This window comes from Streptomyces griseoloalbus, assembly GCA_014650015.1.
Classification (GTDB): Bacteria; Actinomycetota; Actinomycetes; order Streptomycetales; family Streptomycetaceae; genus Streptomyces; species Streptomyces griseoloalbus.
This window is the reverse complement of the sequence record BMUD01000007.1, coordinates 196,149-222,515: the sequence shown is the minus strand read 5'-3', so window position 1 is coordinate 222,515 and position 26,367 is coordinate 196,149. Positions and strand designations below refer to the sequence as shown.

The 26,367-nt window shown below is 70.3% G+C and carries 24 protein-coding genes; 8 read left to right on the top strand and 16 right to left on the bottom strand.

Going from position 1 to position 26,367, the window contains the following annotated elements; translation table 11 throughout:
* Positions 1–186: 186 nt before the first annotated feature.
* Together IE178_RS35890 and IE178_RS13480 are read right to left on the bottom strand one after the other, a co-directional pair.
* Entirely contained in the window at positions 187–369 is a 183-nt protein-coding gene (locus tag IE178_RS35890; protein WP_318280021.1) for a DUF397 domain-containing protein, read from the bottom strand.
* A complete protein-coding gene (locus IE178_RS13480) occupies positions 281–1,195 on the bottom strand; it encodes a helix-turn-helix domain-containing protein (protein ID WP_193512420.1) in 915 nt (304 codons plus the stop codon). The genes IE178_RS35890 and IE178_RS13480 overlap by 89 nt, the downstream gene beginning before the upstream one ends.
* 175 nt (positions 1,196–1,370) lie before the next feature.
* Between IE178_RS13480 and IE178_RS13475 the strand changes: the two genes are divergently transcribed.
* A complete protein-coding gene (locus tag IE178_RS13475) occupies positions 1,371–1,850 on the top strand; it encodes an ATP-binding protein (protein ID WP_318280020.1) in 480 nt (159 codons plus the stop codon).
* A gap of 140 nt (positions 1,851–1,990) precedes the next feature.
* On the opposite strand, the gene IE178_RS13470 is transcribed toward IE178_RS13475, so the two are convergent.
* Positions 1,991–2,518: a YbjN domain-containing protein gene (locus IE178_RS13470; RefSeq protein ID WP_184766180.1), complete on the bottom strand. Its 528-nt coding sequence runs from the start codon at positions 2,516–2,518 to the stop codon at positions 1,991–1,993.
* A gap of 175 nt (positions 2,519–2,693) precedes the next feature.
* The gene (clpB, locus tag IE178_RS13465) at positions 2,694–5,315 is read right to left on the bottom strand and encodes an ATP-dependent chaperone ClpB (RefSeq protein WP_193512418.1); all 2,622 of its coding nucleotides are present in this window, start codon (positions 5,313–5,315) and stop codon (positions 2,694–2,696) included.
* A gap of 126 nt (positions 5,316–5,441) precedes the next feature.
* Between clpB and IE178_RS13460 the strand changes: the two genes are divergently transcribed.
* The gene (locus tag IE178_RS13460) at positions 5,442–5,858 is read left to right on the top strand and encodes a pyridoxamine 5'-phosphate oxidase family protein (protein WP_193512417.1); all 417 of its coding nucleotides are present in this window, start codon (positions 5,442–5,444) and stop codon (positions 5,856–5,858) included.
* Positions 5,859–6,027: 169 nt separating this feature from the next.
* Here IE178_RS13460 and IE178_RS13455 read toward each other — a convergent pair whose 3' ends face one another.
* Positions 6,028–6,363 carry a Rieske (2Fe-2S) protein gene (locus tag IE178_RS13455; RefSeq protein ID WP_184766183.1) on the bottom strand — a complete coding sequence of 112 codons (336 nt, stop codon included), beginning with the start codon at positions 6,361–6,363 and terminating at the stop codon, positions 6,028–6,030.
* Position 6,364: 1 nt separating this feature from the next.
* The gene (locus tag IE178_RS13450) at positions 6,365–6,511 is read right to left on the bottom strand and encodes a hypothetical protein (RefSeq protein WP_167531775.1); all 147 of its coding nucleotides are present in this window, start codon (positions 6,509–6,511) and stop codon (positions 6,365–6,367) included.
* A 105-nt stretch (positions 6,512–6,616) separates the two neighbouring features.
* On the opposite strand from IE178_RS13450, the gene IE178_RS13445 reads away from it, so the two are divergent.
* A complete protein-coding gene (locus IE178_RS13445; RefSeq protein WP_184766184.1) occupies positions 6,617–7,630 on the top strand; it encodes a helix-turn-helix domain-containing protein in 1,014 nt (337 codons plus the stop codon).
* A gap of 644 nt (positions 7,631–8,274) precedes the next feature.
* Here the strand turns inward: IE178_RS13445 and IE178_RS13440 are convergent.
* From IE178_RS13440 to IE178_RS13410, 7 genes are all read right to left on the bottom strand, one after another.
* On the bottom strand, positions 8,275–9,315 hold the full coding sequence (locus tag IE178_RS13440) for a helix-turn-helix transcriptional regulator (protein ID WP_184766263.1): 1,041 nt from the start codon (positions 9,313–9,315) through the stop codon (positions 8,275–8,277).
* A 129-nt stretch (positions 9,316–9,444) separates the two neighbouring features.
* The gene (locus IE178_RS13435) at positions 9,445–10,551 is read right to left on the bottom strand and encodes a sugar ABC transporter substrate-binding protein (RefSeq protein WP_318280019.1); all 1,107 of its coding nucleotides are present in this window, start codon (positions 10,549–10,551) and stop codon (positions 9,445–9,447) included.
* A gap of 277 nt (positions 10,552–10,828) precedes the next feature.
* Complete coding sequence (locus tag IE178_RS13430; protein ID WP_145868172.1) at positions 10,829–11,278, bottom strand: heat shock protein transcriptional repressor HspR; 450 nt, start codon at positions 11,276–11,278, stop codon at positions 10,829–10,831.
* Between the two features lie 6 nt (positions 11,279–11,284).
* Positions 11,285–12,463 (bottom strand): molecular chaperone DnaJ, encoded by a 1,179-nt coding sequence (gene dnaJ / locus IE178_RS13425; RefSeq protein ID WP_184766186.1) that lies wholly within the window; start codon positions 12,461–12,463, stop codon positions 11,285–11,287.
* A 36-nt stretch (positions 12,464–12,499) separates the two neighbouring features.
* A complete protein-coding gene (gene grpE, locus IE178_RS13420) occupies positions 12,500–13,186 on the bottom strand; it encodes a nucleotide exchange factor GrpE (protein ID WP_184766187.1) in 687 nt (228 codons plus the stop codon).
* Positions 13,183–15,033, bottom strand: coding sequence for a molecular chaperone DnaK (gene dnaK / locus IE178_RS13415; RefSeq protein ID WP_184766188.1), 1,851 nt, complete (start codon positions 15,031–15,033; stop codon positions 13,183–13,185). Before dnaK ends, grpE begins: the two co-directional genes overlap by 4 nt.
* Before the next feature lie 93 nt (positions 15,034–15,126).
* Positions 15,127–16,164: an MraY family glycosyltransferase gene (locus tag IE178_RS13410; protein WP_193512415.1), complete on the bottom strand. Its 1,038-nt coding sequence runs from the start codon at positions 16,162–16,164 to the stop codon at positions 15,127–15,129.
* 250 nt (positions 16,165–16,414) lie between these two features.
* Here IE178_RS13410 and IE178_RS13405 point away from each other — a divergent pair, with 250 nt between their 5' ends.
* The 4 genes from IE178_RS13405 (at position 16,415) to IE178_RS13390 (ending at position 23,384) form a co-directional block, all read left to right on the top strand.
* A complete protein-coding gene (locus IE178_RS13405) occupies positions 16,415–18,697 on the top strand; it encodes a (Fe-S)-binding protein (protein WP_193512414.1) in 2,283 nt (760 codons plus the stop codon).
* Positions 18,698–18,990: 293 nt separating this feature from the next.
* Complete coding sequence (locus IE178_RS13400) at positions 18,991–20,445, top strand: FG-GAP-like repeat-containing protein (protein WP_193512413.1); 1,455 nt, start codon at positions 18,991–18,993, stop codon at positions 20,443–20,445.
* A gap of 417 nt (positions 20,446–20,862) precedes the next feature.
* The gene (locus tag IE178_RS13395) at positions 20,863–22,314 is read left to right on the top strand and encodes an FG-GAP-like repeat-containing protein (RefSeq protein ID WP_193512412.1); all 1,452 of its coding nucleotides are present in this window, start codon (positions 20,863–20,865) and stop codon (positions 22,312–22,314) included.
* Between the two features lie 50 nt (positions 22,315–22,364).
* Positions 22,365–23,384 (top strand): Yip1 family protein, encoded by a 1,020-nt coding sequence (locus tag IE178_RS13390; protein ID WP_193512411.1) that lies wholly within the window; start codon positions 22,365–22,367, stop codon positions 23,382–23,384.
* Positions 23,385–23,474: 90 nt separating this feature from the next.
* Here the strand turns inward: IE178_RS13390 and IE178_RS13385 are convergent, their stop codons facing one another.
* Positions 23,475–24,221 (bottom strand): SDR family oxidoreductase, encoded by a 747-nt coding sequence (locus IE178_RS13385; protein WP_184766195.1) that lies wholly within the window; start codon positions 24,219–24,221, stop codon positions 23,475–23,477.
* 92 nt (positions 24,222–24,313) lie between these two features.
* Here IE178_RS13385 and IE178_RS13380 point away from each other — a divergent pair, with 92 nt between their 5' ends.
* The gene (locus IE178_RS13380; protein WP_184766196.1) at positions 24,314–24,922 is read left to right on the top strand and encodes a TetR/AcrR family transcriptional regulator; all 609 of its coding nucleotides are present in this window, start codon (positions 24,314–24,316) and stop codon (positions 24,920–24,922) included.
* Between the two features lie 74 nt (positions 24,923–24,996).
* On the opposite strand, the gene IE178_RS13375 is transcribed toward IE178_RS13380, so the two are convergent.
* Entirely contained in the window at positions 24,997–25,485 is a 489-nt protein-coding gene (locus IE178_RS13375; protein WP_184766197.1) for a phosphoribosyltransferase, read from the bottom strand.
* A gap of 5 nt (positions 25,486–25,490) precedes the next feature.
* Complete coding sequence (gene dcd, locus IE178_RS13370) at positions 25,491–26,066, bottom strand: dCTP deaminase (protein ID WP_184766198.1); 576 nt, start codon at positions 26,064–26,066, stop codon at positions 25,491–25,493.
* Positions 26,067–26,367: the final 301 nt, after the last annotated feature.

Sequence of the window (26,367 nt, the reverse complement as noted above, 5' to 3'; positions counted from 1 at the left end):
AACCGTCCGCGTCCCGCGCCTGCAAGCCGGTCACTCGCACGGGTGACGCGGGCCTTCCGGCGGGGAGGGTGGGTGGGCGGGTAGTTCTTTCTCCCGGTTCTTTGGGGAGGTCAGTGGCCCACCGGACCCTCGCGGACGAGGGTTCGGTGGGCCCGGAAGACGGGCGGCGACCGGAGTCCGGCCCACTCAGGGACGGTGGTGTTCCGCCTTCAGCTCACCTATGAAGGCGCCCCAGGAAGCGGCTTCGAAGCACAGCGCCGGACCGTGCGGGACCTTGCTGTCACGGACGGGGACGACGGCCCGGAACCCGTCGGCCACCTCCACGCAGTTGCCGCCCTCCTGATTGCTGTAGCTGCTCTTGCGCCACACGGCGGCGCTCAGATCGGGACGGGACTCTCGCTCCACGGTTGTAGCCCTCCATCGCAGATCGGATCATGTCGAGCGACATGAGCGGGGGCAGGGCATTCGCCCGTAGCCGATCGTAGGTCACTGTGAAGCGCTTGACCTCGGCCGGATCCTCGATGAGTTGGCCGTAGTGCGCACCCTCCGTGTAGGCGACTTCGGAGCCGTCCGGCAGCGTCAGCACTGTCAGGGAACCACCCATCGCATCGTGCTCACCCTGGTCGAACGGCAGCACTTGGACGGTGACGTCGTGGTCCGCTGCCACACAGAGCAGCAGTTCCAACTGTGCTTGCATCACACCGCACCCGCCGATCGGACGCCTGAGGACCGCCTCGTCGAGCACCACCCACAAGTCCGGCCGGTCGGGCGAAGCGAGCCGTTCCTGTCGCGTCATGCGGACGGCGAGCCGTTCTTCCAACTGCTCGTCGCCGCTGAGCGTCAGGCCGACGCTCAGCACGGCTCTCGCGTAATCCCTGGTCTGCAACAGACCGGGCACCACATGCGCGGCGTACTCATGGATGGCCACCGCCCGCTCCGAGTACTCCATGAACTTCCGCGACCAGTCCGGGAACGCCTCCCGGTACACGTACGGCCAGAGCTCGACGAGCAGATCGTCCGCACCGAGGGCGGCATCCAGCGCACGCGCCAGCTCCAGCGTCGGCTTCGCTCCCGACGCCCGCTCGATCTGCGTGATCCGCGTGCTCACCACGTGCGTCCTGGCGCCGAGCTCGGCCTGGGTCAGCCCGGCCGCCGTACGGAGCCTGCGCACCCGCGCGCCGAACAGGGCGGCCATGGACGCGCTGGGGTCAATTGCGTTGGCCAAAGCGTCACTTCCGTTCCTTATGGCCTGAAAGGTAATGCTGCGCCACCTGTTGAGCGTAGGGCGATCGGACGATCCTTGAGCACGGAATGTGATGACTCGTGTACGCCGCGAGACGTCTGTGCTCGACACGCAAGGACGGAAAGCCGTGCTGACAGGAACGACCACCCACGAAGACGAGCCGCGACCGAGCACCGCCCCCGTCGCCGCGGCGGCACGCGAACAGTTCGCCTGCTCACCGCGAGGCGCGCAGCTCGCCCGGCGTCGCGCTGTGCGATGGATGGAGGAGTGGGGCCACCCGCCGGCGTCCGACGCGTCGTGCACGGTCGCCCTCGTCGTCGGTGAACTCGCGGCGAACGCCGTGCGGCACGGCCGGGTCCCCGGACGGGCCTTCGGCCTCCGGCTCTTCCTCGACGAGAGGGCGGGCCTGGTACGGGTCGAGGTCGCGGACGCCGCCTCCGCGAAGCGGCTTCCCGCCTCCACGCCCACGGCCCCTCCGGAAGGTGAGTCCGGCCGTGGGCTGCTCCTGGTGGAAGCGCTGGCGGTGCGCTGGGGGTCGACACCTCGCCACCCCGTGGGCAAGACGGTGTGGGCGGAGGTGCCCACCCGGACGCCGACTCACCTGTAGACCGACTCGGTCGCCACGGCACGGCACACGAAAGCCCGGCCCTCGGACAGCCACCGGTGATGGCCGTCGCCCAGGGCCGGGCATTTGCTACGGACGCCGCGTACGTTTCCGTACCCGCCGAACGCCGTGCTCGGGACGCCCTACTCGTCGTCCTCGGGCTTGTCCGCCTCGTTGATCTCCTGTTCCAGGCCCAGCTGCTCGACGAGCCACTTGTCGAACTCGATCGCGGCCCGCACCCAGCTGACCGTGGAGGAGACGAAGTGCTCCAGGCTGACGCCCATGCCGATGAGCATCTGCGCCTCACCGATGAGACGGACGGTGCCGTCGTCATGGGTGTGGGTGTACACCTTGGGCCACAGGGTGCGCCGGTTCCAGTCGTCGATGGACTCGAGCAGCTGCGGCTTCTCGTCGATCTTGTGGGGGCGGTCGTAGAACGTCCGCACGGAGAAGATCTGCTGGTCGCCTTCCCCACGGAACATGAAGTAGGTGCGGAACTGCTCCCACGGCGCCGCGAGGTCACCCTCGTCGTCGACGACGTACTTGAGCTCCATCTGGTCGAGGAGCTGCTTCACGAGGTCCTGATCCGGGACGACGGGGCCCGCCGGTCCTTGCGGCTGCGGCTCGGGCTGGCCCCCGAAATTCGGAATCGAGGACGGGTCGATGGTCACCGTGATTTTCCCTTCGTACGGATCCCGCCATCCTCCCCCATGCGGGGAGGGGGGTGGCAAGCCCCGACGGGCCTGTCAGCCGAGGGCTGACTCGATCCGGTCAATCCCGGGGTACCCGGTGCGGGACGGGCCCAACGTCCACGGGGACGTCGGGCCCGAAATCCTATGATGTCACTCAGAGTGACTTCCCGGTGGCGGGGCCCACGAGGAGGCCGTTCTCGAAGCGGTCCACGCGGACCGTGTCGCCGTCCTTGATCTCGCCGGAGAGGATCTCCCTGGCGAGCCGGTCGCCGATGGCGGTCTGCACCAGGCGGCGCAGGGGCCGGGCGCCGTAGGCGGGGTCCATGCCCTCCTCGGCCAGCCAGGCCAGGGCCTCGGGGGTGATGTCCAGGGCGAGGCGGCGTTCGGCGAGCCGCACGGCCAGGCGGTCGGTCTGGAGCTTCGCGATGCGTTCCAGTTCGGGCTTGGTGAGCGCGGAGAAGACCACGAGGTCGTCGAGGCGGTTGAGGAACTCGGGCTTGAAGGAGGCCCGGACCACTTCCAGGACCTGCTCCTTCTTCTCCGCCTCGGTGCTGATCGGGTCGACCAAGTACTGGCTGCCCAGGTTGGAGGTCAGCACCAGGATGGTGTTGCGGAAGTCGACGGTGCGGCCCTGGCCGTCGGTGAGCCGGCCGTCGTCGAGCACCTGGAGCAGGATGTCGAAGACCTCGGGGTGGGCCTTCTCCACCTCGTCCAGGAGCACCACGCTGTACGGGCGGCGGCGGACCGCCTCGGTGAGCTGGCCGCCCTCCTCGTAGCCGACGTAGCCGGGGGGCGCGCCGACGAGGCGGGCGACGGAGTGCTTCTCGCCGTACTCCGACATGTCGATGCGGATCATGGCCCGCTCGTCGTCGAAGAGGAAGTCGGCGAGGGCCTTGGCCAGTTCGGTCTTGCCGACGCCGGTGGGGCCGAGGAAGAGGAAGGAGCCGGTGGGCCGGTCGGGGTCGGCGATCCCGGCGCGGGAGCGTCGTACGGCGTCCGAGACGGCCCGTACGGCCTCGGTCTGGCCGATGAGGCGCTTGCCGAGCTCGTCCTCCATGCGCAGGAGCTTCTGGGTCTCGCCCTCCAGCAGGCGGCCGGCCGGGATACCGGTCCAGGAGGCGACGACGTCGGCGATGTCGTCGGCGCCGACCTCCTCCTTGACCATGGTGTCCTTCGCGGCCCCGCCGGAGGCGGAAGATGTCAACGCCTCCTCGGCCTCGGAGGCGGCCTCCAGGTCGCGCTCCACGGCCGGGATCTCGCCGTACAGCAGCTTGGAGGCGGTGTCGAAGTCGCCGTCGCGCTGGGCGCGTTCGGCCTGGCCGCGCAGGTCGTCGAGCTTCTCCTTCAGCGCACCGACCCGGTTGAGGGACTGCTTCTCCTTCTCCCAGCGGGCGTTGAGGCCGCGCAGCTCCTCCTCCTTGTCGGCGAGGTCGCGGCGCAGCTTCTCCAGGCGTTCGAGGGAGGCGGCGTCGGTCTCCTTGCCGATGGCCAGCTCCTCCATCTTCAGCCGGTCGACGGCGCGCTGGAGTTCGTCGATCTCGACGGGCGAGGAGTCGATCTCCATACGGAGGCGGCTCGCGGCCTCGTCGACGAGGTCGATGGCCTTGTCGGGGAGGAAGCGGGAGGTGATGTAGCGGTCGGAGAGGGTGGCGGCGGCCACGAGCGCGCTGTCGGCGATCTGGACCTTGTGGTGGGCCTCGTAGCGGCCCTTGAGTCCGCGCAGGATCGCGATGGAGTCCTCGACGGTCGGCTCGGCGACCAGCACCTGCTGGAAGCGCCGTTCCAGCGCCGGGTCCTTCTCGATCCGCTCGCGGTACTCGTCGAGGGTGGTGGCGCCGACCATGCGGAGTTCGCCGCGCGCGAGCATCGGCTTGAGCATGTTGCCGGCGTCCATCGCCGAGTCGCCGCCGGCGCCCGCGCCGACGACCGTGTGCAGTTCGTCGATGAAGGTGATGATCTGGCCGTCGGAGTCCTTGATCTCGGCGAGGACCGTCTTCAGGCGCTCCTCGAACTCGCCGCGGTACTTGGCCCCGGCGACCATGGCGCCGAGGTCGAGGGCGACGAGCCGCTTGTCCTTCAGCGACTCGGGGACGTCGCCCTTGACGATCCGCTGGGCGAGCCCCTCGACGACGGCGGTCTTGCCGACGCCGGGTTCGCCGATGAGGACGGGGTTGTTCTTGGTGCGGCGGGACAGCACCTGGACGACACGCCGGATCTCCTGGTCCCGTCCGATGACGGGATCGAGCTTGCCCTCGCGGGCGGCGTCGGTGAAGTCGGTGCCGAACTTCTCCAGGGCCTTGTACTGGCCCTCCGGGTCGGCGGTGGTCACCCTGCGTGCTCCCCTCGCCTTCTGGAAGGCGTCCTGCAGCTTCTTCGCGGTGGCGCCCTGCCGGGAGAGCACCTCGCCGGCGGCTCCGCCCTTGGCGGCGATGCCGATGAGGAGGTGTTCGGTGGAGAGGTACTCGTCGCCGAGGTCGCGGGCGCGGGCCTGGGCGTCCGCGATGACGGCGAGCAGCTCGCGGTTGGGCTGGGGCGGTGCGACGGTGGACCCGGTCACGCTCGGCAGACCGGCGAGGACCCGCTCGGCCCCGGAGCGTACGGCGGCCTGGTCGGTGTCGACCGCGGCGAGCAGGTCCGTGATGTTCTCGTTCTCCTGCCCGGCGAGCAGGGCAAGCAGCAGATGGGCGGGGGTGAGGTCGGGGTGCCCCTCGGTCACGGCCCGGTTCCCGGCGGCGTTGATCGCTTCCCGGCTCCGGTTGGTCAGCTCGGCGTCCACGTTCGCGTTTCCCTCCTTGGTGACCTTTCAGCGGCCTTCGTGGCTGACTCGGTCAACGTACACAAACTTGAGTCTATTCCACTCAAGGTGTGGGCCGGGAGGGTCACACCGGCTAAGTTCCGGTCCATGGCCACCACGTACTCCGTAGATCCGGGCGATCCGGACGCGTCGTATCTCAGCTTCTGGCGCGAGAAGCACCTGTGCACACTGACCACCCTCCGTCCGGACGGCACGCCGCACGTCGTGCCGGTCGCGGTGACCTACGACCCGGAGGCACGGCTGGCCCGGGTGGTCGCGAACAAGTCGAGCGCGAAGGTGCGGCACGTGCTGGCGGCGGGGCCGGAGGGCGCGGCCGTGGCGGCGTGCCAGGTGGACGGCCGGCGGTGGGCGACCCTGGAGGGGCGGGCCGTGGTCCGCACCGAAGCGGAGCGCGTCGCGGAGGCGGAGCGGCGGTACGCGGAGCGCTACGGCCGGACGCCGTCGCCGAATCCCGCTCGGGTGGTCATCGAGATCGCGCTCACGCGCGCCATGGGGCGAGGGTGAGGCCCGAGGGGCCGTTCACTCGCCGAGCCACTGTTTTTCAGCCATAGCGCGATCTGGCCAATACCCGGGAATTCCCCGCAAAACTGCAGCGGCGTCACCGTGTTCAGGTCACGGTGACGCCGCTGCGGGGGGAAGCACCTGAGCGATCTGTTACGACGGGGGAATCGCGTCAGGCACTGCGGGGGGTGGCAGAGAAGGTCCGGGGGGCAGGGGAGTCGGACTCCACCTGCCGGTGGTCCCGCTGGTCCAGGTTCACAAAGATCATTCCGTACCGGATGGCACACCGCACGGGCTTCGGCGCCCCCCGGGGCCGCCGCAGGCACCGGTACGCCCGTACGTCCCCGTCCTCGTCGCGGGTGACGACGACCGGCTCACCGAAGACGGTCACCATCAACGAGTCACCGCTGTGGGGGATGGCGGTGACCAGGTCGATGAAGTGCCAGCCGGACCGGTAGGCGGTCGCCATCTCCCTGCGGAAGGAGCGGTCGTCGGGTGGAGTGGTCACATCAACGCCCCGAGTCGACGACGATCGACGGCCAGTGGCTGTCGGCCTGTGTCCCGCTCTTCGCGTCGGAGTAACCGCTCAGCGCTCCGAAGGCCGCGACGGCGGAGAGGGCGGCTGCGAGCACCGAGCGAAGCAGTCTCTTGCGCATAGTCGGCTTCGTCCTCACGTGAAAGTCTCCTCGTTCCCCCGTCAGATAAGACGATGGCTCATTCGAACACGTCATGGCCACACAATCGGTGCATCATGTTCCTGCATGTTCAGGACCCTGGGGGGTGGAGATTTCGTGGCAAATCAGACTAAGGCGGAGCATCCCCATGCGGTCACGGAACTGTGCGAGGCAGGCGGCCGACTTTATGCCAACGCCCTGCGTGTGGGGAGGGTCGCACGGGAAGAAGCGGAAGCCGCCCCCTGCCTGAGGGAACTCGCCCTGCTCCACCCCGACCCGGACGACAAGAACTGGCTGCGCCCGGTGCCGCCGGCGGTCGCCCTGGCCCAGCGCCTCCACCCCATCGAGCGCGACATCGCCGAACGCCGGCGGCTGTCGGTCCGGCTCGCGGACGCCTTCGAGCCGTTCATGGCCCTGGGCACCCAGGCCGTGACCAGTGAGAACTCGATCACCGTGCTCGAGGGCAGCGAGCGGATCAACGCCGCGCTCGACCTGGCCGTCACGCAGTGCCGCACCGAGATGCTCACCATCCAGCCCAGTGACGACCGCTTCTCCGAGCGCAGCATCATCCAGGGACTGGAACGGGACAAGCCCCTCATCGAACGCGGCGTGCGCATCAGGACGCTCTATCAGCACACCGCCCGCTACAGCCCGGAGAAGCGGGCCTACGTGGAGCAGCTCTCCGCGGGCCGGGTGGAGTACCGGACCATCGACGAGGTGGTGGAACGCCTCATCGTCTGCGACGAGTCGGTCGCCTTCATACCCACCCGGGACGACCAGCAGGTCGCCCTGGAGATCCGCCAGCCCGGCCTCGTCCGCTACCTGATCAAGGTGTTCGAGTTCATGTGGAGCCGGGCGGTGCCGCTGACCGCCGGCGCGCCCTACGAGACCGCCCCCGGCGGCATCACCGACATCCAGCACTCCATCGCCAAACTCCTCGTCGAGGGCCACGTCGACGAGGCCATCGCCCGCCGGCTCGGCATGAACGTCCGCACCTGCCGCGCCCACATCGCCAAGCTCGCCGCCACCCTGGGCAGCGGCAGCCGCGCCCAACTGGGCTACCTCATCGCACAGTCGGGGATCCTGCAGCAGGAGGAGTGAACCGGGAGCGAGCCACGCGGGAGCGAGCCACGCGGGAGCGAGCCACGCGGGAGCGGCGACGCGCACGACGACGCCCTGCGGGCGCCGGGCGGGACCGGCCCGGACCTGTAACACCCGGACCCTCCGGCAGGGCCGCACACCGGCCCGTACGACCGTCGAGGCCCGGCCCGCCGACCCCGGCCCCTGTGCGCCCCGGCCCGCCGACCCCAGCCCCCGTCCGCCTCGGCCCGCCGCCCCCGGCCCTCGACGCCCCGGACCGGCCGACACCCGTCACACCGCACGCCCCCGAGCGCACCCCGCGTCACCCGTCACACCGCACGCCCCCGAGCGCACCCCGCGTCACCCCTCACACCGCACGCCCCGAGCGCACCCCGCGTCACCCCTCACACCGCACGCCCCGAGCGCACCCCGCGTCACCCCTCGCACCGCACGCCCCCGAGCGCACCCCGCGTCACCCGTCGCACCGCGCACCGCGCGTCACCCCTCACACCGCACGCCCCCGAGCGCACCCCGCGTCACCCCTCACACCGCACGCCCCGAGCGCACCCCGCGTCACCCGTCACACCGCGCACCGCGCGTCACCCGTCGCGCCGCGCGACCCCGGGCAGCCGGAGCCGGGCCCGGCCCGGCCCGGCTCGGGCGCCTCACCGGACGTCGCCGGATCCCTGATCCGGAAGCGCGTGGGACACCTGCGCGGAGCGGCGCGGGCCGTCCAGACCGGCCTGCGCGATCCGGACACCCAGCTGGGTACGGCTTACCGCGCCCAAGGTCTCCGACAGCCGGGCGATGTGGGCCCGGCAGGTGCGCACGCTGATGCCCAGCCGCTCCGCGATCACCGCGTCCTGGTGGCCCTCCGCCAGCAGCGCGGCGATGGACTGCTCACGGTGCGAGATGCCCTCGATGCCCGTGTCGGGCAGCGGGGCGGTGAGCGGGATGGCGAGCCGCCACAGGCGGTCGAAGACGGTGCCGAGGTACTCCACCAGCGCCGGGTGCCGCAGCTCCAGCGCCATGGTGCGCTCGGCGTTGGCGGGGACGAAGGCCACCGTCCGGTCGAACAGGATCAGCCGGTCGATCACCTCGTCCAGCGTGCGCGCCTCCACCGCGTCGCCCATCAGCTCCAGATAGGTGAACAGCCCGTGCCCGTGCCGGGCCACATGCGTGTACAGGTCCCGCATCCGCACCCCGCGGCCACGCAGCGCCATCGCCCGGTGCAGCCCCTCCGACAGCTCCGCCTCGCGCCGGATGCCGCCCGGCTGCACGGTGAGCACCTCGGTGGTGCACGCCTGCGTCGCCTCGTCCATCGCCGCCTGGATCCGGGCCAGCCCGTCCAGGACCCGGATCGCCGGGCCCTCCGCGGCGGGGGGCGAGGCGGGCACGCGGTGGCCGAGACCGGCGTACCACTCGAAGGCCTCGACGGCCGAGCCGACCCGGCTCTGACTCGCGCTGATCTCGTCGTACATCCCGCGCAGCAACCGGGTCATGACCTCCTGCGGTGGGGTCGGCACCAGCCAGTCCATGTCGTCGGGGTCCGGGTGCAGCAGGGCCAGTTCCAGCAGGCAGGGCACCGGCCCCGCGTCCCGGCGCGGCAGGCGTCCGCGCCGCACGGCCCGGGAATACACACGATCCCCGGCCTCGCACAGTCGGTCAGCACCGTGTGGATGCTCGTCCGTCCCGTGCCCGGCCATCGCCCATCCCACCCCCGGTTCAGCCACTTTCCGCAGCGCAACTATGCGCGGCCGGAACCGGCTGTGCAACACACCTCCGCCCGGTGCCGGTCGGGAAACCGGCGAGGTGGCCGAATATCGCCGGGCAGGCTACTTCAGCTTGATCGCCGCACAGGCCGCCTTGAACTCCGCGGTGCAGATGTCCGACACCTCGTAGATCCTGTCGGCGATCACGGTGTCCGCGATGTTCTCCTTGGTCAGCGCGACCACGGGCACCAGCTGCGCCGGGATGTCCTTGGTGGTGGGACTGTCCACCCGGTCGCGGGTCAGCGCGTCGAACTGGATGTCCCGGCCCTGGACCTTGGCCACGGCCATCTCGGCGGCGCTCTCGGCCTCCTCCGGGTAGGACTTGTACACGCTCATGTACTGCTCGCCGGTGAGGATCCGCTGCACCGCCGGGAGCTCCGCGTCCTGGCCGGTGATCGGGGGCAGGTCGGTCACGCCGGCGGCTTTGAGCGCCTTGACGATGCCGCCCGCCATGCCGTCGTTGGCGGAGTAGACCGCGTCGATGTTCTCCGCGCCGATCGCGTTGATCGCCTCGGTCATGTTGGCCTGGGCGTTCTCCGGCTTCCAGTCCTTGGTGTCGAAGGACTTGGAGATCGTCACCCTGCCCTTGAGCTCGGACATCGCGCCCGCCTTGAACTGCTTGGCGTTCGGGTCGGTCGGCGAGCCGTTCATCATCACGACCTTGTCGGTGATGCTGAGGTCGTCCCCGAGGGACTCCAGCAGGGAGCGGCCCTGCACCTCGCCGACCAGCCCGTTGTCGAAGGAGATGTAGGCGTCGATCGGCCCCTCGGCCAGCCGGTCGTAGGCGATCACCGGGATGCCCGCGTCCTTGGCCTTCTGCACGCCGTCCCCGATGGCGTGCGCGTCGACCGCGTCCAGCACGATGACGTCGACCTTGCCGTCGATCATCTGCTGCAGCTGGGTCGCCTGCTTTCCGGCGTCCGCCTCGGCATTGGCGTACTCGACGCTGCCCTTGCCGTTGGTGAGGGCTTCCACCCGCGACTTGAAGATGGGGTAGTCGAACTGCTCGTACCGGGTGTTGGCCTTCTCCGGGAGCAGCAGCCCGACGGTGATGTCGTCCCCCTTGGCCGGGCTCGCGTCGTCGCTGCTCCCCGTCGCGCTGAGCACGCCGCAGCCGGCGAGCATGACGGACATCGAGGTGGCGGCCACGGATATGGCGATACGACGCATGCGGGGGCTCACTTCAGGTGCGTTCCGGACGTGGGCACAGCTTTGTGGCCCATGTGACTGAAAAGCCAACGCTTCAGCCCCCACCGACGTCAAGGGCAACCACTTAACGAGATGGACACAGCACCGTGCGCTGAACTCGCGAGGAACATGCGGACACCCTGAGCACATCCTGCGGACACGCGGACACACCGTCGCCACAGATGTGTCGCCGCGAAAGGGGCGGGGCCCGGAGGATTCGGTGAACCTCCGGGCCCCGCACAGCACTTCACATCCGCGGTCAGTCGGACTGCTGCCGCTTCGGCCTCCACACCACGAGTGCGCTGGTCTGCTGCACTTCCTGGTAGGGGACCAGATCGCGGCGGTACGAGGCGTGCACCGCGGCCTCGCGCTGCCGCATCGCCGCCGCCGCGCCGTCCAGGGCGTCCTGCATCTCGGCCACGCGGGCCTGGAGGGCGGCGACCTGGTTCTCCAGTTCGATGATGCGCTTGATCCCGGCCAGGTTGATGCCCTCGTCCTGCGACAACTGCTGGACCTGACGGAGCAGTTCGATGTCACGGGCCGAGTAACGCCGGCCCCGGCCGGCCGTGCGGTCCGGCGACACGAGCCCCAGCCGGTCGTACTGACGCAGCGTCTGCGGGTGCAGGCCTGAGAGCTGGGCCGCCACCGAAATGACGTAGACCGGGGTGTCCTGGGTCAGTTCATACGGATTACGTCGACGGCCGTCCATCCGAAATCAAGCTCCCTTCGCGGCCTGGAACAGCTCCGCCCGCGGATCCTCGTCCGCGGTCGCCTCGCGATACGCCTCCAGCGCGTCACGAGCCTTCCCCGTCAGGTCCTTGGGAACACTCACCTCCACGGTGACCAGCAGATCGCCGCGGGTGCCGTCCTTGCGGACCGCGCCCTTGCCCCGGGCCCGCATGGTGCGGCCGTTGGGCGTGCCCGGCGGCAGCTTCAGCGTGACCGGGGGGCCGCCGAGCGTCGGGACCCGCACCTCGCCGCCGAGCGCCGCCTCGGCATACGTGACCGGGACGGTGATGGTGAGGTTGTCGTCCTTGCGGCCGAACACCGGGTGGGTGCCGACGTGCACGACGACGTACAGGTCACCGGCGGCGCCGCCGCGCTCGCCCGGCGCGCCCTTGCCGCGCAGCCGGATCCGCTGGCCGTCGCTGACACCCGCGGGGATGCGCACCTGCATGGTCCGCGAGGACTTGGCCCGGCCGCTGCCCTTGCAGATGTCGCAGGGCTCCTCCGCGATCAGACCGCGGCCCTTGCAGTCGGGGCAGGGGTCGGTGAGCGAGAAGCCACCGCCGGAGCCCCGCGCCACCTGGCCGGTGCCGACACAGGTCGGGCACACGCGCGGTGTGCCGTTCTTGTCGCCGGTGCCCGAGCAGGCCTTGCAGGGCGCCTGCGACGACATCCGCAGCGGGACGGTCGCGCCCTCGATCGCCTCGGTGAAGCTGAGCGTCACCTCGGACTCGATGTCCTGGCCGCGCCTCGGCTGCGTGCGCGTGGTGCCCGCGCCGCCCCGGTTGAACAGGCCCCCGAAGACGTCACCGAGGCCGCCGCCGAAGCCGCCGCCCGCCTGCTGGCCGGCCTGACCGCCGAACAGGTCGCCCAGGTCGAAGTTGAAGGAGCCGCCGGGGCCCGCGCCCGGCCCCGGACGGAAGCCGCCGTTGCCGAAGAGCGCGCGCGCCTCGTCGTACTCCTTGCGCTTCTTGGGGTCACCGAGGATGTCGTTCGCCTCGGAGATCTCCTTGAACCGCTCCTCCGCCTTGACGTTGCCCTTGTTGGCGTCCGGGTGGTACTCGCGGGCGAGCTTCCGGTACGCCTTCTTGATCTCGGCCTCGGTGGCGTCCTTGGGGACGCCGAGGACCTTGTAGTAGTCCTTCTCGATGAAGTCCTTGGTGCTCATCCCCGACGCCCCTCCTTCCCTGCGTGAGTGTCGACGTCAGCCCTCCTCCGGGCCACCGCTCTCCTTGTCCTCCGCCGTGTCCGCCTTCGCCTCGGAGCTCTCCTCGGCCGGCTTGACCGTCTGCGCGCCCGGCTGCGGCTCGGCGACGGCCACCCGCGCGGGGCGGATGGTGCGCTCGCCGATGCGATACCCCGGCTGCAGGATCGCCACGCAGGTCGTCTCGGTGACGTCCGGCGCGTAGCTGTGCATCAGGGCCTCGTGGATCGTCGGGTCGAAGGGCTCGCCCTCCTTGCCGAACTGCTGCAGGCCCATCTTGGCGATGATGGTCTCCAGCGACTCCGCGACGGACTTGAAGCCGCCGACCAGCTCGCCGTGTTCCCGCGCGCGGCCGACGTCGTCGAGCACGGGAAGCAGCTCGGTCAGGAGGTTCGCGACGGCGATCTCCTTGACCGCGATGCGGTCGCGCTCGACCCGGCGGCGGTAGTTCTGGAACTCGGCCTGGAGGCGCTGGAGGTCCGCCGTGCGCTCACCGAGCGCCGTGCGGGTCTGGTCCAGCTGGGCCACCAGGGCCGCGTCCTGGCCCGTGTCCCCGGCCGGGGCCGCCCCCTCCTCCGCGGAGGGGGTGGGGGCGGCCTTCGGCTCGGCGTCGTCGGAAGGGGCGCCGGAGGGGACGTCGGGCTGCTGCGACTGCTGCTCGTCGAAGCCCGGGGTCTCCTCCGTCACGCGGCACCGTCCTTGCGCTCGTCGTCGACGATCTCCGCGTCGACGACATCGTCGTCGGCCTTGGCCTGACCGGCACCGGCACCGGCGGACGCGCCACCGGCCGCCTGGGCGCCCTGGGCGTCGGCGTACATGGCCTGGCCCAGCTTCTGGGAGACGGCCGCGACCTTCTCCGTGGCGGTGCGGATCTCGGCGCTGTCCTCGCCCTTGAGCTTCTCCTTCAGCTCGGCGACGGCGGCCTCGACCTCGGTCTTGACCTCACCGGGGACCTTGTCCTCGTTGTCCGCGAGGAACTTCTCGGTCTGGTAGACGAGCTGCTCGCCCTGGTTGCGGGACTCGGCGGCCTCGCGGCGCTTGTGGTCCTCCTCCGCGTAGCGCTCGGCCTCCTCGCGCATGCGGTCGACCTCGTCCTTCGGCAGCGAGGAGCCGCCGGTGACGGTCATCTTCTGCTCCTTGCCGGTGCCGAGGTCCTTCGCCGTGACGTGCATGATGCCGTTGGCGTCGATGTCGAAGGAGACCTCGATCTGCGGGACGCCGCGCGGCGCCGGGGGCAGACCGGTCAGCTCGAACATGCCGAGCTTCTTGTTGTACGCCGCGATCTCGCGCTCGCCCTGGTAGACCTGGATCTGCACGGACGGCTGGTTGTCCTCGGCCGTGGTGAAGATCTCGGAGCGCTTCGTCGGGATCGTGGTGTTGCGCTCGATCAGCTTGGTCATGATGCCGCCCTTGGTCTCGATACCGAGGGACAGCGGGGTGACGTCGAGCAGCAGGACGTCCTTGACCTCGCCCTTGAGGACACCGGCCTGGAGAGCGGCACCGATCGAGACGACCTCGTCCGGGTTGACGCCCTTGTTGGCCTCCTTGCCGCCGGTCATCTCCTTGACGAGCTCGGCGACGGCGGGCATACGGGTGGAGCCACCGACGAGAACGACGTGGTCGATCTCGGACAGCTGGATGCCGGCGTCCTTGATGACGTTGTGGAACGGCGTCTTGCAGCGCTCGAGCAGGTCCGCGGTCAGCTGCTGGAACTGGGCGCGGGTCAGCTTCTCGTCGAGGTGCAGGGGACCCTCGGCGGACGCGGTGATGTAGGGGAGGTTGATCGAGGTCTCGGTGGACGAGGACAGCTCGATCTTGGCCTTCTCGGCGGCCTCCCGCAGGCGCTGGAGGGCCATCTTGTCCTTGCCGAGGTCCACGCCGTGGCCGGACTGGAACTGCTTGACCAGGTAGTCGACGACGCGCTGGTCCCAGTCGTCACCACCGAGGTTGTTGTCACCGTTGGTGGCCTTCACCTCGACGACACCGTCGCCGATCTCCAGGAGGGAGACGTCGAAGGTACCGCCACCGAGGTCGAAGACGAGGATGGTCTGGTCGTCCTTGTCGAGGCCGTACGCCAGCGCGGCGGCCGTCGGCTCGTTGACGATGCGCAGCACGTTCAGACCGGCGATCTCGCCGGCTTCCTTGGTCGCCTGGCGCTCGGCGTCGTTGAAGTACGCCGGGACGGTGATGACCGCGTCCGTGACCTTCTCGCCCAGGTAGGCCTCGGCGTCGCGCTTCAGCTTCTGCAGCACGAAGGCGCTGATCTGCTGCGGGTTGAAGGGCTTCCCGTCGAGCTCGATCTTCCAGTCGGTGCCCATGTGACGCTTGACCGACCGGATGGTCCTGTCGACGTTCGTGACCGCCTGACGCTTGGCCACCTCGCCGACCAGCACCTCACCGTTCTTGGCGAAGGCGACGACGGACGGCGTGGTCCTGGCGCCCTCGGCGTTGGTGATGACGGTGGGCTCGCCGCCCTCCAGAACGCTGACGACGGAGTTAGTCGTGCCCAGGTCGATGCCGACCGCACGTGCCATTTCGATTCCTCCAGCTGACTTGAGTGGAACGGACTCAAGCATGCATGACGCCCGGCGCAGGGTCAACAGAGCTGAGTCGAGCAGACTCAACTCTTATCCGTTCCTAACACGCAACTGGGTCGTGACCTGCGGCGATGCATCGGAAGATCGTTGGCGAGGACGAAAAACGGGGGTGACGGGAAGGCGTACGAGCACCAGGACGACCACCGCGGCCACCGCCGCCACCCACAGCACCGCACCCCCGGACATCCGTCCGGTGTGCGCCCACACACCCACCAGTACCCCGCCCAGCGCTCCGGCGCCGAGCAGCACGGTCACCGCGCGGGGGGCGAGCCCGAGCCGCCGCAGCCGGTGCCCGAGATGGTCCGGCCGCCCGCGCGTCACGGGCCAGCGGGCCAGCCGCCGCCCGAGGACCACCAGCACGGCGTCGGCACACGCCACGGCGGTCAGGGCGAACAACACCCCGGCGCCGACCCCCATTCCCTGCCCTGCCCGCGCGAACACCGCCGCCGAGGCGATGACGAACCCCACGAAGAGCGAGCCGCCCGCCCCGAGGGCCGCCCGCGCGGGATGCCAGTTGTGCAGGAGGAACCCGGTGAGCGCGGCGGCCAGGACGCTCAGCAGTACCGCGATCCCGTCCATCAACTCGACCGCCGCGCAGGCCGCCACCCCGAAGGCGGTCACCGCCCCCACGGTGCCGGCCAGCCCGTCGGCGTGGTCGAGCCCCCGGAAGGCGACGGTGACGGCCGCGATCCACCCCACGGCGAGCACCCCGCCCGGCACCCCGGTCTCCCCGTACGGCACGACGAACGCCGCCGCCACGGTCGTACCGGCGAGCGGGACCCACCACCGCAGCCGCCACAGATCGGCGGCGAGCCCGATGACTCCGACACCGGCCCCGGCGGCCAGCAGCGACCCGACGCCGGTGCCGAGCGGGGCGGCCCCCACCCGGTCGCCGACGCCCGCGACCAGCCCGGTGGTGAGCGCGACGGCCATTCCCCCGGACAGCGGCACCGGCCATCGCCGCCTGCGGTCCACGATTTCCAGGCGCAGGGCGGGGACCCGCAGCAGCCCCGTGAGGAAGGCGGACAGCAGCAGGGCGATGGCGGCGGCGACGATCCCATAGAGCACGGATATAAGTTAGGTGCATATGGAGCGATTTAGCGTGAATAACACGATCGAATCCCGGACGCCATCCGGGACTCCCCCCTGATTGCCGGAGTAGGCAACCCTCAGCGATTCAGATCACCCCGTGCCCGGCTACAGTGCGGCCGAAGATGGGGGTAGTCTCGAACGGACTGCATAAGTTACCGCTTAGTAATCTCGGGGAAGCCGTAGTGGAGCCCCGACGTATCCCCTCGCAGGCCCGAGGAGCCCCGAAATGCAACTCGCCGCGATCATCGTGTCGATGGTCCTCATGGCAGTCGGCGTCGCCCTGTTCGGCCGTGCCATCGTGCAGATCTTCCGCTTCATGACGCTCGGCCAGCCACTGCCGGCCGGGTCGCGGACCAACGACCCCGTGCTGCGCACCATCACCGTGGCCAGGGAGTTCCTCGGCCACACCAGGATGAACCGCTGGGGCGTCGTCGGCATCGCGCACTGGTTCGTGGCGATCGGCTTCTACACACTGCTCCTGACCATCGTCAACGCCATCGGCCAGCTGTTCCGGGCCGACTGGGTGCTGCCGGTCATCGGCAACTGGGCGCCGTACAACGTCTTCGTCGAGTTCATCGGCACCATGACGATCGTCGGCATCCTCACGCTGATCGCCATCCGGCAGCTGTCCCGGCCGGACAAGCCGGGCCGCAAGTCCCGCTTCGCGGGCTCCAACACCGGCCAGGCCTACTTCGTCGAGACCGTCATCCTCGTCGTCGGCGTCTGCATCTTCATGCTGCACGCGCTCGAGGGCGCGCAGCACCATGTGGACGGCTACGAGGCGTCGTTCTTCATCTCCTACCCGGTGGTGTCGTGGCTGGAGGGCATGGACGTCTCCACGCTCCAGAACCTCACCTACTTCTTCGCGGGCCTGAAGATCGCGACCTCCTTCATCTGGATGATCACGGTCGCCCTCAAGACCGACATGGGCATCGCCTGGCACCGCTTCCTGGGCTTCCCGAACATCTGGTTCAAGCGCAAGGCGAACGGCGACACCTCGCTGGGCGCGCTGCTGCCGATGACGAGCGGCGGCAAGCCGATCGACTTCACCGACCCCGGTGACGACGACGTCTTCGGCGTCTCCCAGGTCGAGCACTTCTCCTGGAAGGGCCTGCTCGACTTCTCCACCTGCACCGAGTGCGGACGCTGCCAGTCGCAGTGCCCCGCCTGGAACACCGGCAAGCCGCTCTCCCCCAAGCTGCTGATCATGTCGCTCCGCGACCACGCCCACGCCAAGGCCCCCTACCTGCTGGCCGGCGGCGGCAAGACCGTGGAGGGCGAGGAGAAGGCCTCCGAGGAGCAGCTGGCCGGCGTGCCCGCCGCCGCCCTCGCCGAGGCCGAGCGCCCGCTGATCGGCACCGCCGAGGAGAACGGCGTCATCGACCCGGACGTCCTGTGGTCCTGCACCACCTGCGGCGCCTGCGTCGAGCAGTGCCCCGTCGACATCGAGCACGTCGACCACATCGTCGACATGCGCCGCTACCAGGTCATGATCGAGAGCGCCTTCCCCTCCGAGGCGGGCACGATGCTCAAGAACCTGGAGAAGAAGGGCAACCCCTGGGGTCTGGCCAAGAAGCAGCGCCTGGAGTGGACCAAGGAGGTCGACTTCGAGGTCCCGGTCGTCGGCAAGGACATCGAGGACCTGTCCGAGGTCGAGTACCTGTACTGGGTGGGCTGCGCGGGTGCGCTGGAGGACCGCGCCAAGAAGACGACCAAGGCCTTCGCCGAGCTGCTGCACATCGCGGGCGTCAAGTTCGCGATCATGGGCGGCGACGAGAAGTGCACGGGTGACTCGGCACGGCGGCTGGGCAACGAGCCGCTGTTCCAGGAGCTCGGCATGGAGAACGTCATGTCCCTCAACGCCGCCTTCGGCGAGGAGATGGACGACGACGGCAAGGTGACGGAGGAGTCGAAGAAGCCCAAGTCGGCGAAGAAGATCGTCGCCACCTGCCCGCACTGCCTCAACACCCTCGGCAACGAGTACCCGCAGCTCGGCGGCGACTACGAGGTCATCCACCACACCCAGCTGCTCCAGCACCTGGTGGACGAGGGCAAGCTGATCCCGGTCACCCCGGTCGAGGGCCTCATCACCTACCACGACCCGTGCTACCTGGGCCGCCACAACAAGATCTACACGCCCCCGCGCGAGATCATCGGCAAGGTCCCGGGCCTGCGCAACGAGGAGATGCACCGCCACAAGGAGCGCGGCTTCTGCTGCGGCGCCGGCGGCGCCCGGATGTGGATGGAGGAGCGGATCGGCAAGCGCATCAACAACGAGCGCGTCGACGAGGCCCTGTCCCTGAACCCGGACATCGTCTCCACCGCCTGCCCCTTCTGCCTGGTCATGCTGACCGACTCGGTCAACGGCAAGAAGAACGACGGCAAGGCCAAGGAGTCCATCCAGGTCGTCGACGTGGCCCAGCTGCTGCTGCAGTCCGTCAAGACCCCGGCCGACCCGACGGGCGACGAGGAGAGCGAGAGCGCTCCGGAGCCGGAGCCCGTGAAGTAACGCCACGACACGAGGACGAAGGGGCCGCCCACTCGACTCGGGCGGCCCTTCGTCATGCTCCCGTCGCCACGGCCCCTTCGTCAGGCTCCCGTCGCCACGGCCCCTTCGTCAGGCTCCCGTCGTCGTGTTTCTCCGCCATGTTCACGTACAACCCTCCGGCCCTGTCGCAGGTCTCTTGATCGGCGATCACCCGTGAACCCCAGGACAACTCAGGGCGAACACGGGTGAGACATCGCCCCAGACCCGTGGACGACCGTTCCCGGCGGCCGTCCCGTACACGCCAGGAGACCCACTTGCGCAAGAACCTCCGCACAGCTCTGGCGACCGCCACCGCGGCCGCACTCACCGGCGGGCTGCTCGTCGCCATGGCCGGACCCGCGGCCGCCGCCCCCGGCACCGAGGGCGACTTCAACGGCGACGGCTACCGGGACATCGCCGTCACCGCGCCCCTGGCCTCCGTCGGCGGCAAGGCCAAGGCCGGCGCCGTCACGATCCTCTACGGCTCCCCGAACGGCGCCGGCGCGGCGAGAACCCAGACCCTCACCCAGAACAGCACGGGCGTCCCCGGCGCCGCCGAGACCGACGACCAGTTCGGCTCCCACACCGCGCCCGGCGACTACAACGGCGACGGCTACACCGACCTGGCCGTGGGCGCCCCGGGTGAGGACGCGGGCGACGACGCCAACGGCGGCACCGTGGTCATCCTGTGGGGAGGCTCCGCCGGCCTGTCCGGCGGCACCACCGTCTCCGACCCCTCCCGCTCCAGCCACGACTGGTTCGGCCAGGTCGTCGCGGCCGGCGACTACAACGGCGACGGCCGAGACGACCTGGCGATCGCCTCGGACGTCAACAAGGTCGACATCTACCGCGGCGGCTTCACCAAGTCCGGCTCCACCGGCGGCCGTTACACCGTCACCACGCCCATCCTGGCGGTGAAGGGCATCGACATCTTCAACCTCACCCCGGGCGACATCGACACCGACGGCCGCACCGACCTGGTCGTGGACGGCTACGAGGGCGACAGCGACGGCGAGTACTCGTACAACGCCAACTACTGGCTGCCCGGCTCCTCCTCCGGCATCACCACCTCGGGCGCCCAGAAGCTCCCCGCCGGGGTCATCTCCGACATCGGCGACGTGGACGGCGACGGCTACGGCGACATCGTCATCGGCAACCAGTGGGACGCCGGCACGAACAGCGCCGGCACCGCCAAGGGCGGCGCCGTGGAGATCGTCTACGGCACGTCGTACGGCCCCGACGGCGCCGCCGAGACCATCAGCCAGAACACCGCCGGCGTGCCCGGCAGCAACGAGACCGGTGACGGCTTCGGCTACGAGGTCTCCCTCGGCGACATCAACGGCGACGGCCACGACGACCTCGTGATCGGCGCGCCGGGCGAGGACCTGGACGGGTTCGAGGACGCGGGCATGGTCTCCGTGATCTACGGCTGGAGCGGCGGCCTCTCCGAGACCGGCACCCAGGCACTGCACCAGGACACCCCGGGCGTCCCCGGCGGCAACGAGGCGAACGACGGCTTCGGCGGCGAGGTCTTCCTCTCCGACGTCACCGGCGACGGGAAGGCCGACCTGACCGTCGGCTCGCCGGCGGAGAACAACTCCGACGGCTACGCCGTCACCTTCAACTCCGACGGCACGAAGATCGACACCACCGGCCGCGGCATCGGCCTGACCGCCGCCGGCATCTCGTCGGCGGGCTACCCGATCTTCGGCTTCCACATCAACGGCTGAGCCGCCCAGGCCTCTTGAACGACCCGCGGGCCGGGACCGTCCACCAGGGACGGCCCCGGCCCGCGGCGCACGAAAATCCCACACACCACGCACGCGAGGCCTCTACACTCCGACGCAGACCATGATCGACAACAACCGAACCTCCGGGTGAACGGGCGTCCCACGCACGGCAGGACGCACCGGGCGAGACCCCGGGGACGGCGGCCTCCGGTCGCCGCGCGGCACGACGGCCGGCGCGACGGCCGGCGCGACGGCCGGCGCGACGGCCGATCCCCCGCCGCTTCGGGCCGGGCAGCCTCGGCCGGTCCCGCACCCATGGCGCGTTCGGCGCCCACCTCATCGACCGGACCGGCCGAACGGACTGACCCGGCACAACCGGTACAACCGGCACAACCGGCTGACCACACAGGAGAGCGCATGCGCACACGCACCACCGCCACCGCCCTGGCCGTCACCCTCCTGACGACGGGCCTGACCCCCATACTTCTCCTCACCCCCGCCTCCGCCGCCGCCGCCCGGCACGCCGACGACTTCAACGGAGACGGCTACCGCGACCTCGTCACCGCCGCCCCCATGGCCACCGTCGACGGCAAGGACTACGCCGGCGCCGTCGTCGTCCACTACGGCTCGGCGAACGGCATCACCGCCACCGACCGCACCGTGATCACCCAGAACAGCGCGGGCGTCCCCGACAGCGCGGAGGAGCAGGACGAGTTCGGCCGGACCACCGCCTCCGGCGACCTCAACAACGACGGCTACGCCGACCTCGTGATCGGAGCGGACCGCGAGGACGTCGGCTCCGACGCCGACGGCGGCTACGTGGCGATCGTCTGGGGCGGCGCGAACGGCCTCTCCGGCGGCCTGAACATCCCCGACCCGGCCGTCTCCGCCCACGACGGATTCGGCTCCTCCCTCGCCGTCGGCGACTTCACCGGGGACGGCCGCGCCGACCTCGCCGTCGGCAGCTCCGGCAAGGACGTCTGGATCCACGCCGGCGGCTTCACCAAGGCCTCCGGACCCGCCTCCCGCCAGGAACTCGTCACCGACCTGCAGACCGGGTCCATCAACCTCTACGGAGCCCAGTCCCTCGCCGCCGGCGACGTCAACGGCGACGGCACCGACGACCTCGTGATCACCGGCACCCACCACCCCGACGACTTCACCTACGACGACGGCCAGCTGATCTACCTGGGCTCCGGCTCCGGCCTCACCCTCCAGACCGTCCTGAAGAGCGGCGCCTGGCGCACGGCCACCGTGGGCGACCTCAACGGCGACGGCTACGACGACGTCGTCACCGGCGCGGCCCCCGACACCGCCCGCCCGGGCGACGGCGGCTCGATCAGCACCTACCTCGGCAGCGCCTCCGGCGTGCGCGGCACGCCCCAGCGGACCATCGACCAGGACACCGAGGGCGTCCCCGGCGCCTCCGAGGACGACGACTGGTTCGGCCACGCCCTCGCCACCGGCGACATCAACGGCGACGGCTACGACGACCTGGCCGTCTCCGCCAACTACGAGGCCGTCGGCACCGTCACCCTGACCGGCAGCGTCACCGTCCTGCGCGGCTCGGCCACCGGCCTGACCACCACCGGCGTCCAGTCCTTCACCCAGGACACGGCCGGCGTCCCCGGCGCCGCCGAGGCCAACGACCACTTCGGCTCGGCCGTCCGCCTCTCCGACCTCACCGGCGACAACAGGGCGGACCTCTCCATCGGCGCCGACGGGGAGAACGACGCCGACGGCGCCCTGTGGAACCTGCGGGGCGCGTCCAGCGGCGTGACGACGACCGGCGCGGTCCTCTACGGCCCGGCCTCCTCCGGCGTCTCCACGTCCGGCTCCCCGCGCCTGGGCTTCTCGATGCTGCAGTGATCGACGGCACGGCAGCCAGGAAGGACGAGGAGCTGACTGTCCCTTAGGGGATGTCACAGCTCGGCCGCAAAGCCGGGCCCGAAAGCCGGGGCCCGGCACGTCACCTCGCGGGACCAGGTACGTTCGAAGGCGTGGCTGGATTCAGGATCGGACGCGGCCGGAACAACAACGGCGCTCCTCACGCGCGACCGCAACACCCCCCGCACGGACAGCAGACGCCGCCGGGGCCGTCGTACGGCTACCCGCAGCCGCCGCAGCCGTACCCGCAGCAGCCGTCGTACGGCGGCGGTGGCGGCGGCCCGTGGCCGCACGCGACCGGCGGCCACGGCGGTCACGGCGGTCACGGCGAACCCGAGTACTTCGGTGACGGCGCGTACCCGCCCGGGGCCCACGGCGGCCCCCAGGGCCCGCACGACCCGTACGCGGCCAACAACCCGGGCCACACCCAGGCCTTCTCCATCGGCGAGGACCCCTACCAGCAGGGCGACACCTACCGTGCCGGCTCGGCCCCGGCCCCCGGACCGGTCGGCCCCCGCCTGCGCTGGAAGGACCTGCTCAAGGGCATCGTCCTGTCCCCGGCCCAGACGTTCCTGCGGATGCGCGACTACACGATGTGGGGCCCCGCCCTCATCGTCGGCTTCCTCTACGGCCTGCTCGCCGTCTTCGGCTTCGACGGCGCCCGCGCGGACGCGATCAACGCCACCCTGGCGAACGCCGTCCCGATCGTCCTGACGACCGCCGTCGCGATGGTGCTCAGCGCGTTCGTCCTCGGCGTGGTCACCCACACCCTGGCCCGCCAGCTCGGCGGCGACGGCGCCTGGCAGCCCACGGTCGGCCTCTCCATGCTGATCATGTCCATCACGGACGCCCCCCGCCTGATCTTCGCCATGTTCGCCGGCGGCGACGCCGCCTTCGTCCAGGTCCTCGGCTGGGCCACCTGGGTGGCGGCCGGCGCCCTGCTCACCCTCATGGTCAGCCGCTCGCACGACCTCCCCTGGCCGAAGGCCCTGGGCGCGTCCGCGATCCAGCTGATCGCCCTGCTGTCGATCGTGAAGCTGGGCACGTTCTGACCTCTCGGCCGTCAGCGGAAGGGGGCTCCCGGTCCGACCGGGAGCCCCCTTCTCCGTGTTCGCCTCGTTCTTCCTGTCCCGTCCCTCTTCTCAGAACTGCTTCTCGCCGCCGTCGACGTACAGGGTGGTGCCGAGCATGAAGCTGCTGTCCGCGGAGGCGAGGAAGGCCACGGCGGCGGCGACCTCCTCCGGGCGTCCGATCCGGCCGACCGGCACTCCCGTCGCGAGATCCGCCTTGACGGCCGCCGCGTTCTCCTCTCCGACGGCGGTGTCGATCCCGGGGGTGTCGATCGCGCCCGGCGAGACCGCGTTGACCCGGACGCCCCTGCCCTTCAGCTCGTTGGCCCAGGTCCGCGCGAGGGACCGGACCGCGGCCTTCGAGGCCGCGTACAGGCCGTAGTCCTCCCAGCCGTCGTCGGCGCGGACGGAGGCGTTCAGGATCACCGAGGCACCGTCGTTGAGCAGCGGCAGCGCCTTCTGCACGGTGAGCAGCGTGCCCCGGACGTTGACGCCGAAGATCTGGTCGAACTGTTCCCCGGTGGCCTGCGCCAGGGGCGCGAACGTGGCCGAGGCCGCGTTGGCGAACACCACGTCCAGGCCCCGCCCCCGGTCACGGACCGCGTCGTACAGCCGGTCAAGATCGGCCGGCTCCGCTATGTCGCCCGGCACCGCGGTGACCGCGGAGCCGATCGACTCGACGGCCCGGTCGAGCACGTCCTCGCGCCGGCCGGTGATGAACACGTGGGCCCCCTCGGACACCAGCCGCGCGGCGGTGGCCAGGCCGATCCCGGTGCCGCCGCCGGTGACGACGGCGGTCTTGCCTTCCAGCTGTCCCATAGCCTGAGCTCCCAAAACTTAGATACCGATCGGTGCAGAATAGAACCGTAGCACTTCTGCACCGATCGGTATCGAGGAGGTAGGATGGGGCTGTGGAGATCACCCGGAAAGCGCCGCTCGGCCGGCCCAGAGGCTTCGACGCCGACGAGGCCCTGGAGCGGGCCATGAGGGTCTTCTGGGAACAGGGCTACGAAGGCGCCAGCCTGACCGACCTGACCGGCGCCATGGGCATCACCCGCAAGAGCATGTACGCGGCCTTCGGCAACAAGGAGGAACTGTTCCGCAAGGCCCTGGACCGCTACACCGAAGGCCCCGCCTCCTACGCGGACCGCGCGATGGAGCTGCCGAGCGCCCGGGAGGTGGCCACGGCGTTCCTCACCGGCTCGGTCCGGGCGACGACCCGCCCCGGCTGCCCCGCCGGATGCCTGGGCGTGCAGGGCTCACTGGCCGCCGGCGACTCCGGACGGGTGGCGCAGGACACCCTGACCGCCTGGCGCGACGACGGCCGCGCCCGCCTCCGCGACCGGTTCCAGCGGGCGGTCGACGAGGGCGATCTGCCCCCGGACACGGACCCGGAACTGCTCGCCCGGTACCTCATGACCGTGGCCAACGGCATCGCCGTCCAGGCCGCGGGCGGCGCCACCCGCCCCGAACTCCAGCAGGTGGCCGACGCGGCGCTGCGCAACTGGCCACCCGCCTGACACCCTGCCCGCGCGGGAGCGTACGGACGCGGAACCAGGAACGCCCTCGACGCTCAAGGTCACTGCGCCTGGTTCTAGGAGTCGAGCACCTGCCCGGACCGCCTGACCACCGGCGCTTGGACGGACCACGGGAAATTGATCCACTCGTCGGTCCGCTTCCACACGTACTCGCACTTCACCAGCGACTGCGTCTTCTCGTAGACGACGGCGCTGCGCACCTCGGCGACGGCGTCGAGGCAGAAGTCGCGGACGAGCTTCAGCGTCTTGCCGGTGTCGGCGACGTCGTCCGCGATCAGCACCTTCTTGTCGGTGAAGTCGATGACGTTGGGCACGGGCGCCAGCATGACCGGCATCTCGAGGGTGGTCCCCACGCCGGTGTAGAACTCGACGTTCACCAGGTGGATGTTCTTGCAGTCGAGGGCGTAGGCGAGTCCACCGGCGACGAAGACACCGCCGCGCGCGATGCTCAGCACCACGTCGGGCTCGTACCCGTCGTCGGCGACGGCCTGCGCGAGCTCGCGCACGGCCACCCCGAACTGCTCGTAAGTCAGGTTCTCCCGCATGCCGCTCACACCCGCGTCCGGTGGAAGTTCAAGAAGGAGCGGGAGGCGGTCGGCCCACGCTGCCCCTGGTACCGCGACCCGTACCGCTCACTGCCGTACGGGTGCTCGGCCGGCGAGCTGAGCCGGAACATGCACAGCTGGCCGATCTTCATCCCGGGCCACAGCTTGATCGGCAGCGTCGCGAGATTGCTGAGCTCCAGGGTCACGTGCCCGGAGAACCCGGGATCGATGAACCCGGCGGTGGAGTGGGTGACCAGCCCGAGCCGCCCCAGCGAGCTCTTCCCCTCCAGCCGCGAGGCGAGATCATCGGGCAGCGTGATGACCTCGTACGTACTGGCCAGCACGAACTCACCCGGATGCAGAATGAACGGCTCGTCCCCCTCCGGCTCCACGAGCCGGGTCAGATCCGCCTGCTCGACGGAGGGGTCGATGTGGGGATAGCGGTGATTCTCGAACACCCGGAAGAAGCGGTCGAGACGTACGTCGATGCTGGACGGCTGCACCATGGATGCGTCGTAGGGATCGATCCGCACCCGCCCGGCGTCGATCTCGGCCCGGATGTCCTTGTCTGAGAGAAGCACGCCCCGAGAATACGCAAGGCGCGCGGAACGCCCACAACCGGCCGCCCCGCGCGCCCACGCCCTCTGTCTCTGCCGCTCTCCCGTGCCCCTCGCTACCGCTTCTGGAGGGTCACCGGCACGACACTGCGAAGCCGCGCACAGCGCGGACACCGCACAAGCCGGCCGGGGCCGAGTCGCTCGGCCTGCTGCATCGGAAACGAGGCGGCGGTGAACACGTGCCCATCGGCACAGCGGACGACGGTGCGCTCCATCAAGTCCAAGAGTCCCTTCCCCAAGAGCCGCGTCTGGCTAACTGCCCTGA

What these genes read in the sequence shown, in the direction of transcription:
- IE178_RS13405 (WP_193512414.1), top strand. Translation starts at nt 16,415, where the DNA reads ATGCAACTCGCCGCGATCATCGTGTCGATGGTCCTCATGGCAGTCGGC.
- IE178_RS13385 (WP_184766195.1), bottom strand. Translation starts at nt 24,221, where the DNA reads ATGGGACAGCTGGAAGGCAAGACCGCCGTCGTCACCGGCGGCGGCACC.
- IE178_RS13450 (WP_167531775.1), bottom strand. Translation starts at nt 6,511, where the DNA reads ATGCGCAAGAGACTGCTTCGCTCGGTGCTCGCAGCCGCCCTCTCCGCC.
- dnaK (WP_184766188.1), bottom strand. Translation starts at nt 15,033, where the DNA reads ATGGCACGTGCGGTCGGCATCGACCTGGGCACGACTAACTCCGTCGTC.
- IE178_RS13440 (WP_184766263.1), bottom strand. Translation starts at nt 9,315, where the DNA reads ATGGCCGGGCACGGGACGGACGAGCATCCACACGGTGCTGACCGACTG.
- IE178_RS13430 (WP_145868172.1), bottom strand. Translation starts at nt 11,278, where the DNA reads ATGGACGGCCGTCGACGTAATCCGTATGAACTGACCCAGGACACCCCG.
- IE178_RS13395 (WP_193512412.1), top strand. Translation starts at nt 20,863, where the DNA reads ATGCGCACACGCACCACCGCCACCGCCCTGGCCGTCACCCTCCTGACG.
- IE178_RS13480 (WP_193512420.1), bottom strand. Translation starts at nt 1,195, where the DNA reads ATGGCCGCCCTGTTCGGCGCGCGGGTGCGCAGGCTCCGTACGGCGGCC.
- IE178_RS13435 (WP_318280019.1), bottom strand. Translation starts at nt 10,551, where the DNA reads ATGCGTCGTATCGCCATATCCGTGGCCGCCACCTCGATGTCCGTCATG.
- IE178_RS13375 (WP_184766197.1), bottom strand. Translation starts at nt 25,485, where the DNA reads ATGCGGGAGAACCTGACTTACGAGCAGTTCGGGGTGGCCGTGCGCGAG.
- IE178_RS13445 (WP_184766184.1), top strand. Translation starts at nt 6,617, where the DNA reads ATGTTCAGGACCCTGGGGGGTGGAGATTTCGTGGCAAATCAGACTAAG.
- dnaJ (WP_184766186.1), bottom strand. Translation starts at nt 12,463, where the DNA reads ATGAGCACCAAGGACTTCATCGAGAAGGACTACTACAAGGTCCTCGGC.
- IE178_RS13390 (WP_193512411.1), top strand. Translation starts at nt 22,365, where the DNA reads ATGTCACAGCTCGGCCGCAAAGCCGGGCCCGAAAGCCGGGGCCCGGCA.
- IE178_RS13460 (WP_193512417.1), top strand. Translation starts at nt 5,442, where the DNA reads ATGGCCACCACGTACTCCGTAGATCCGGGCGATCCGGACGCGTCGTAT.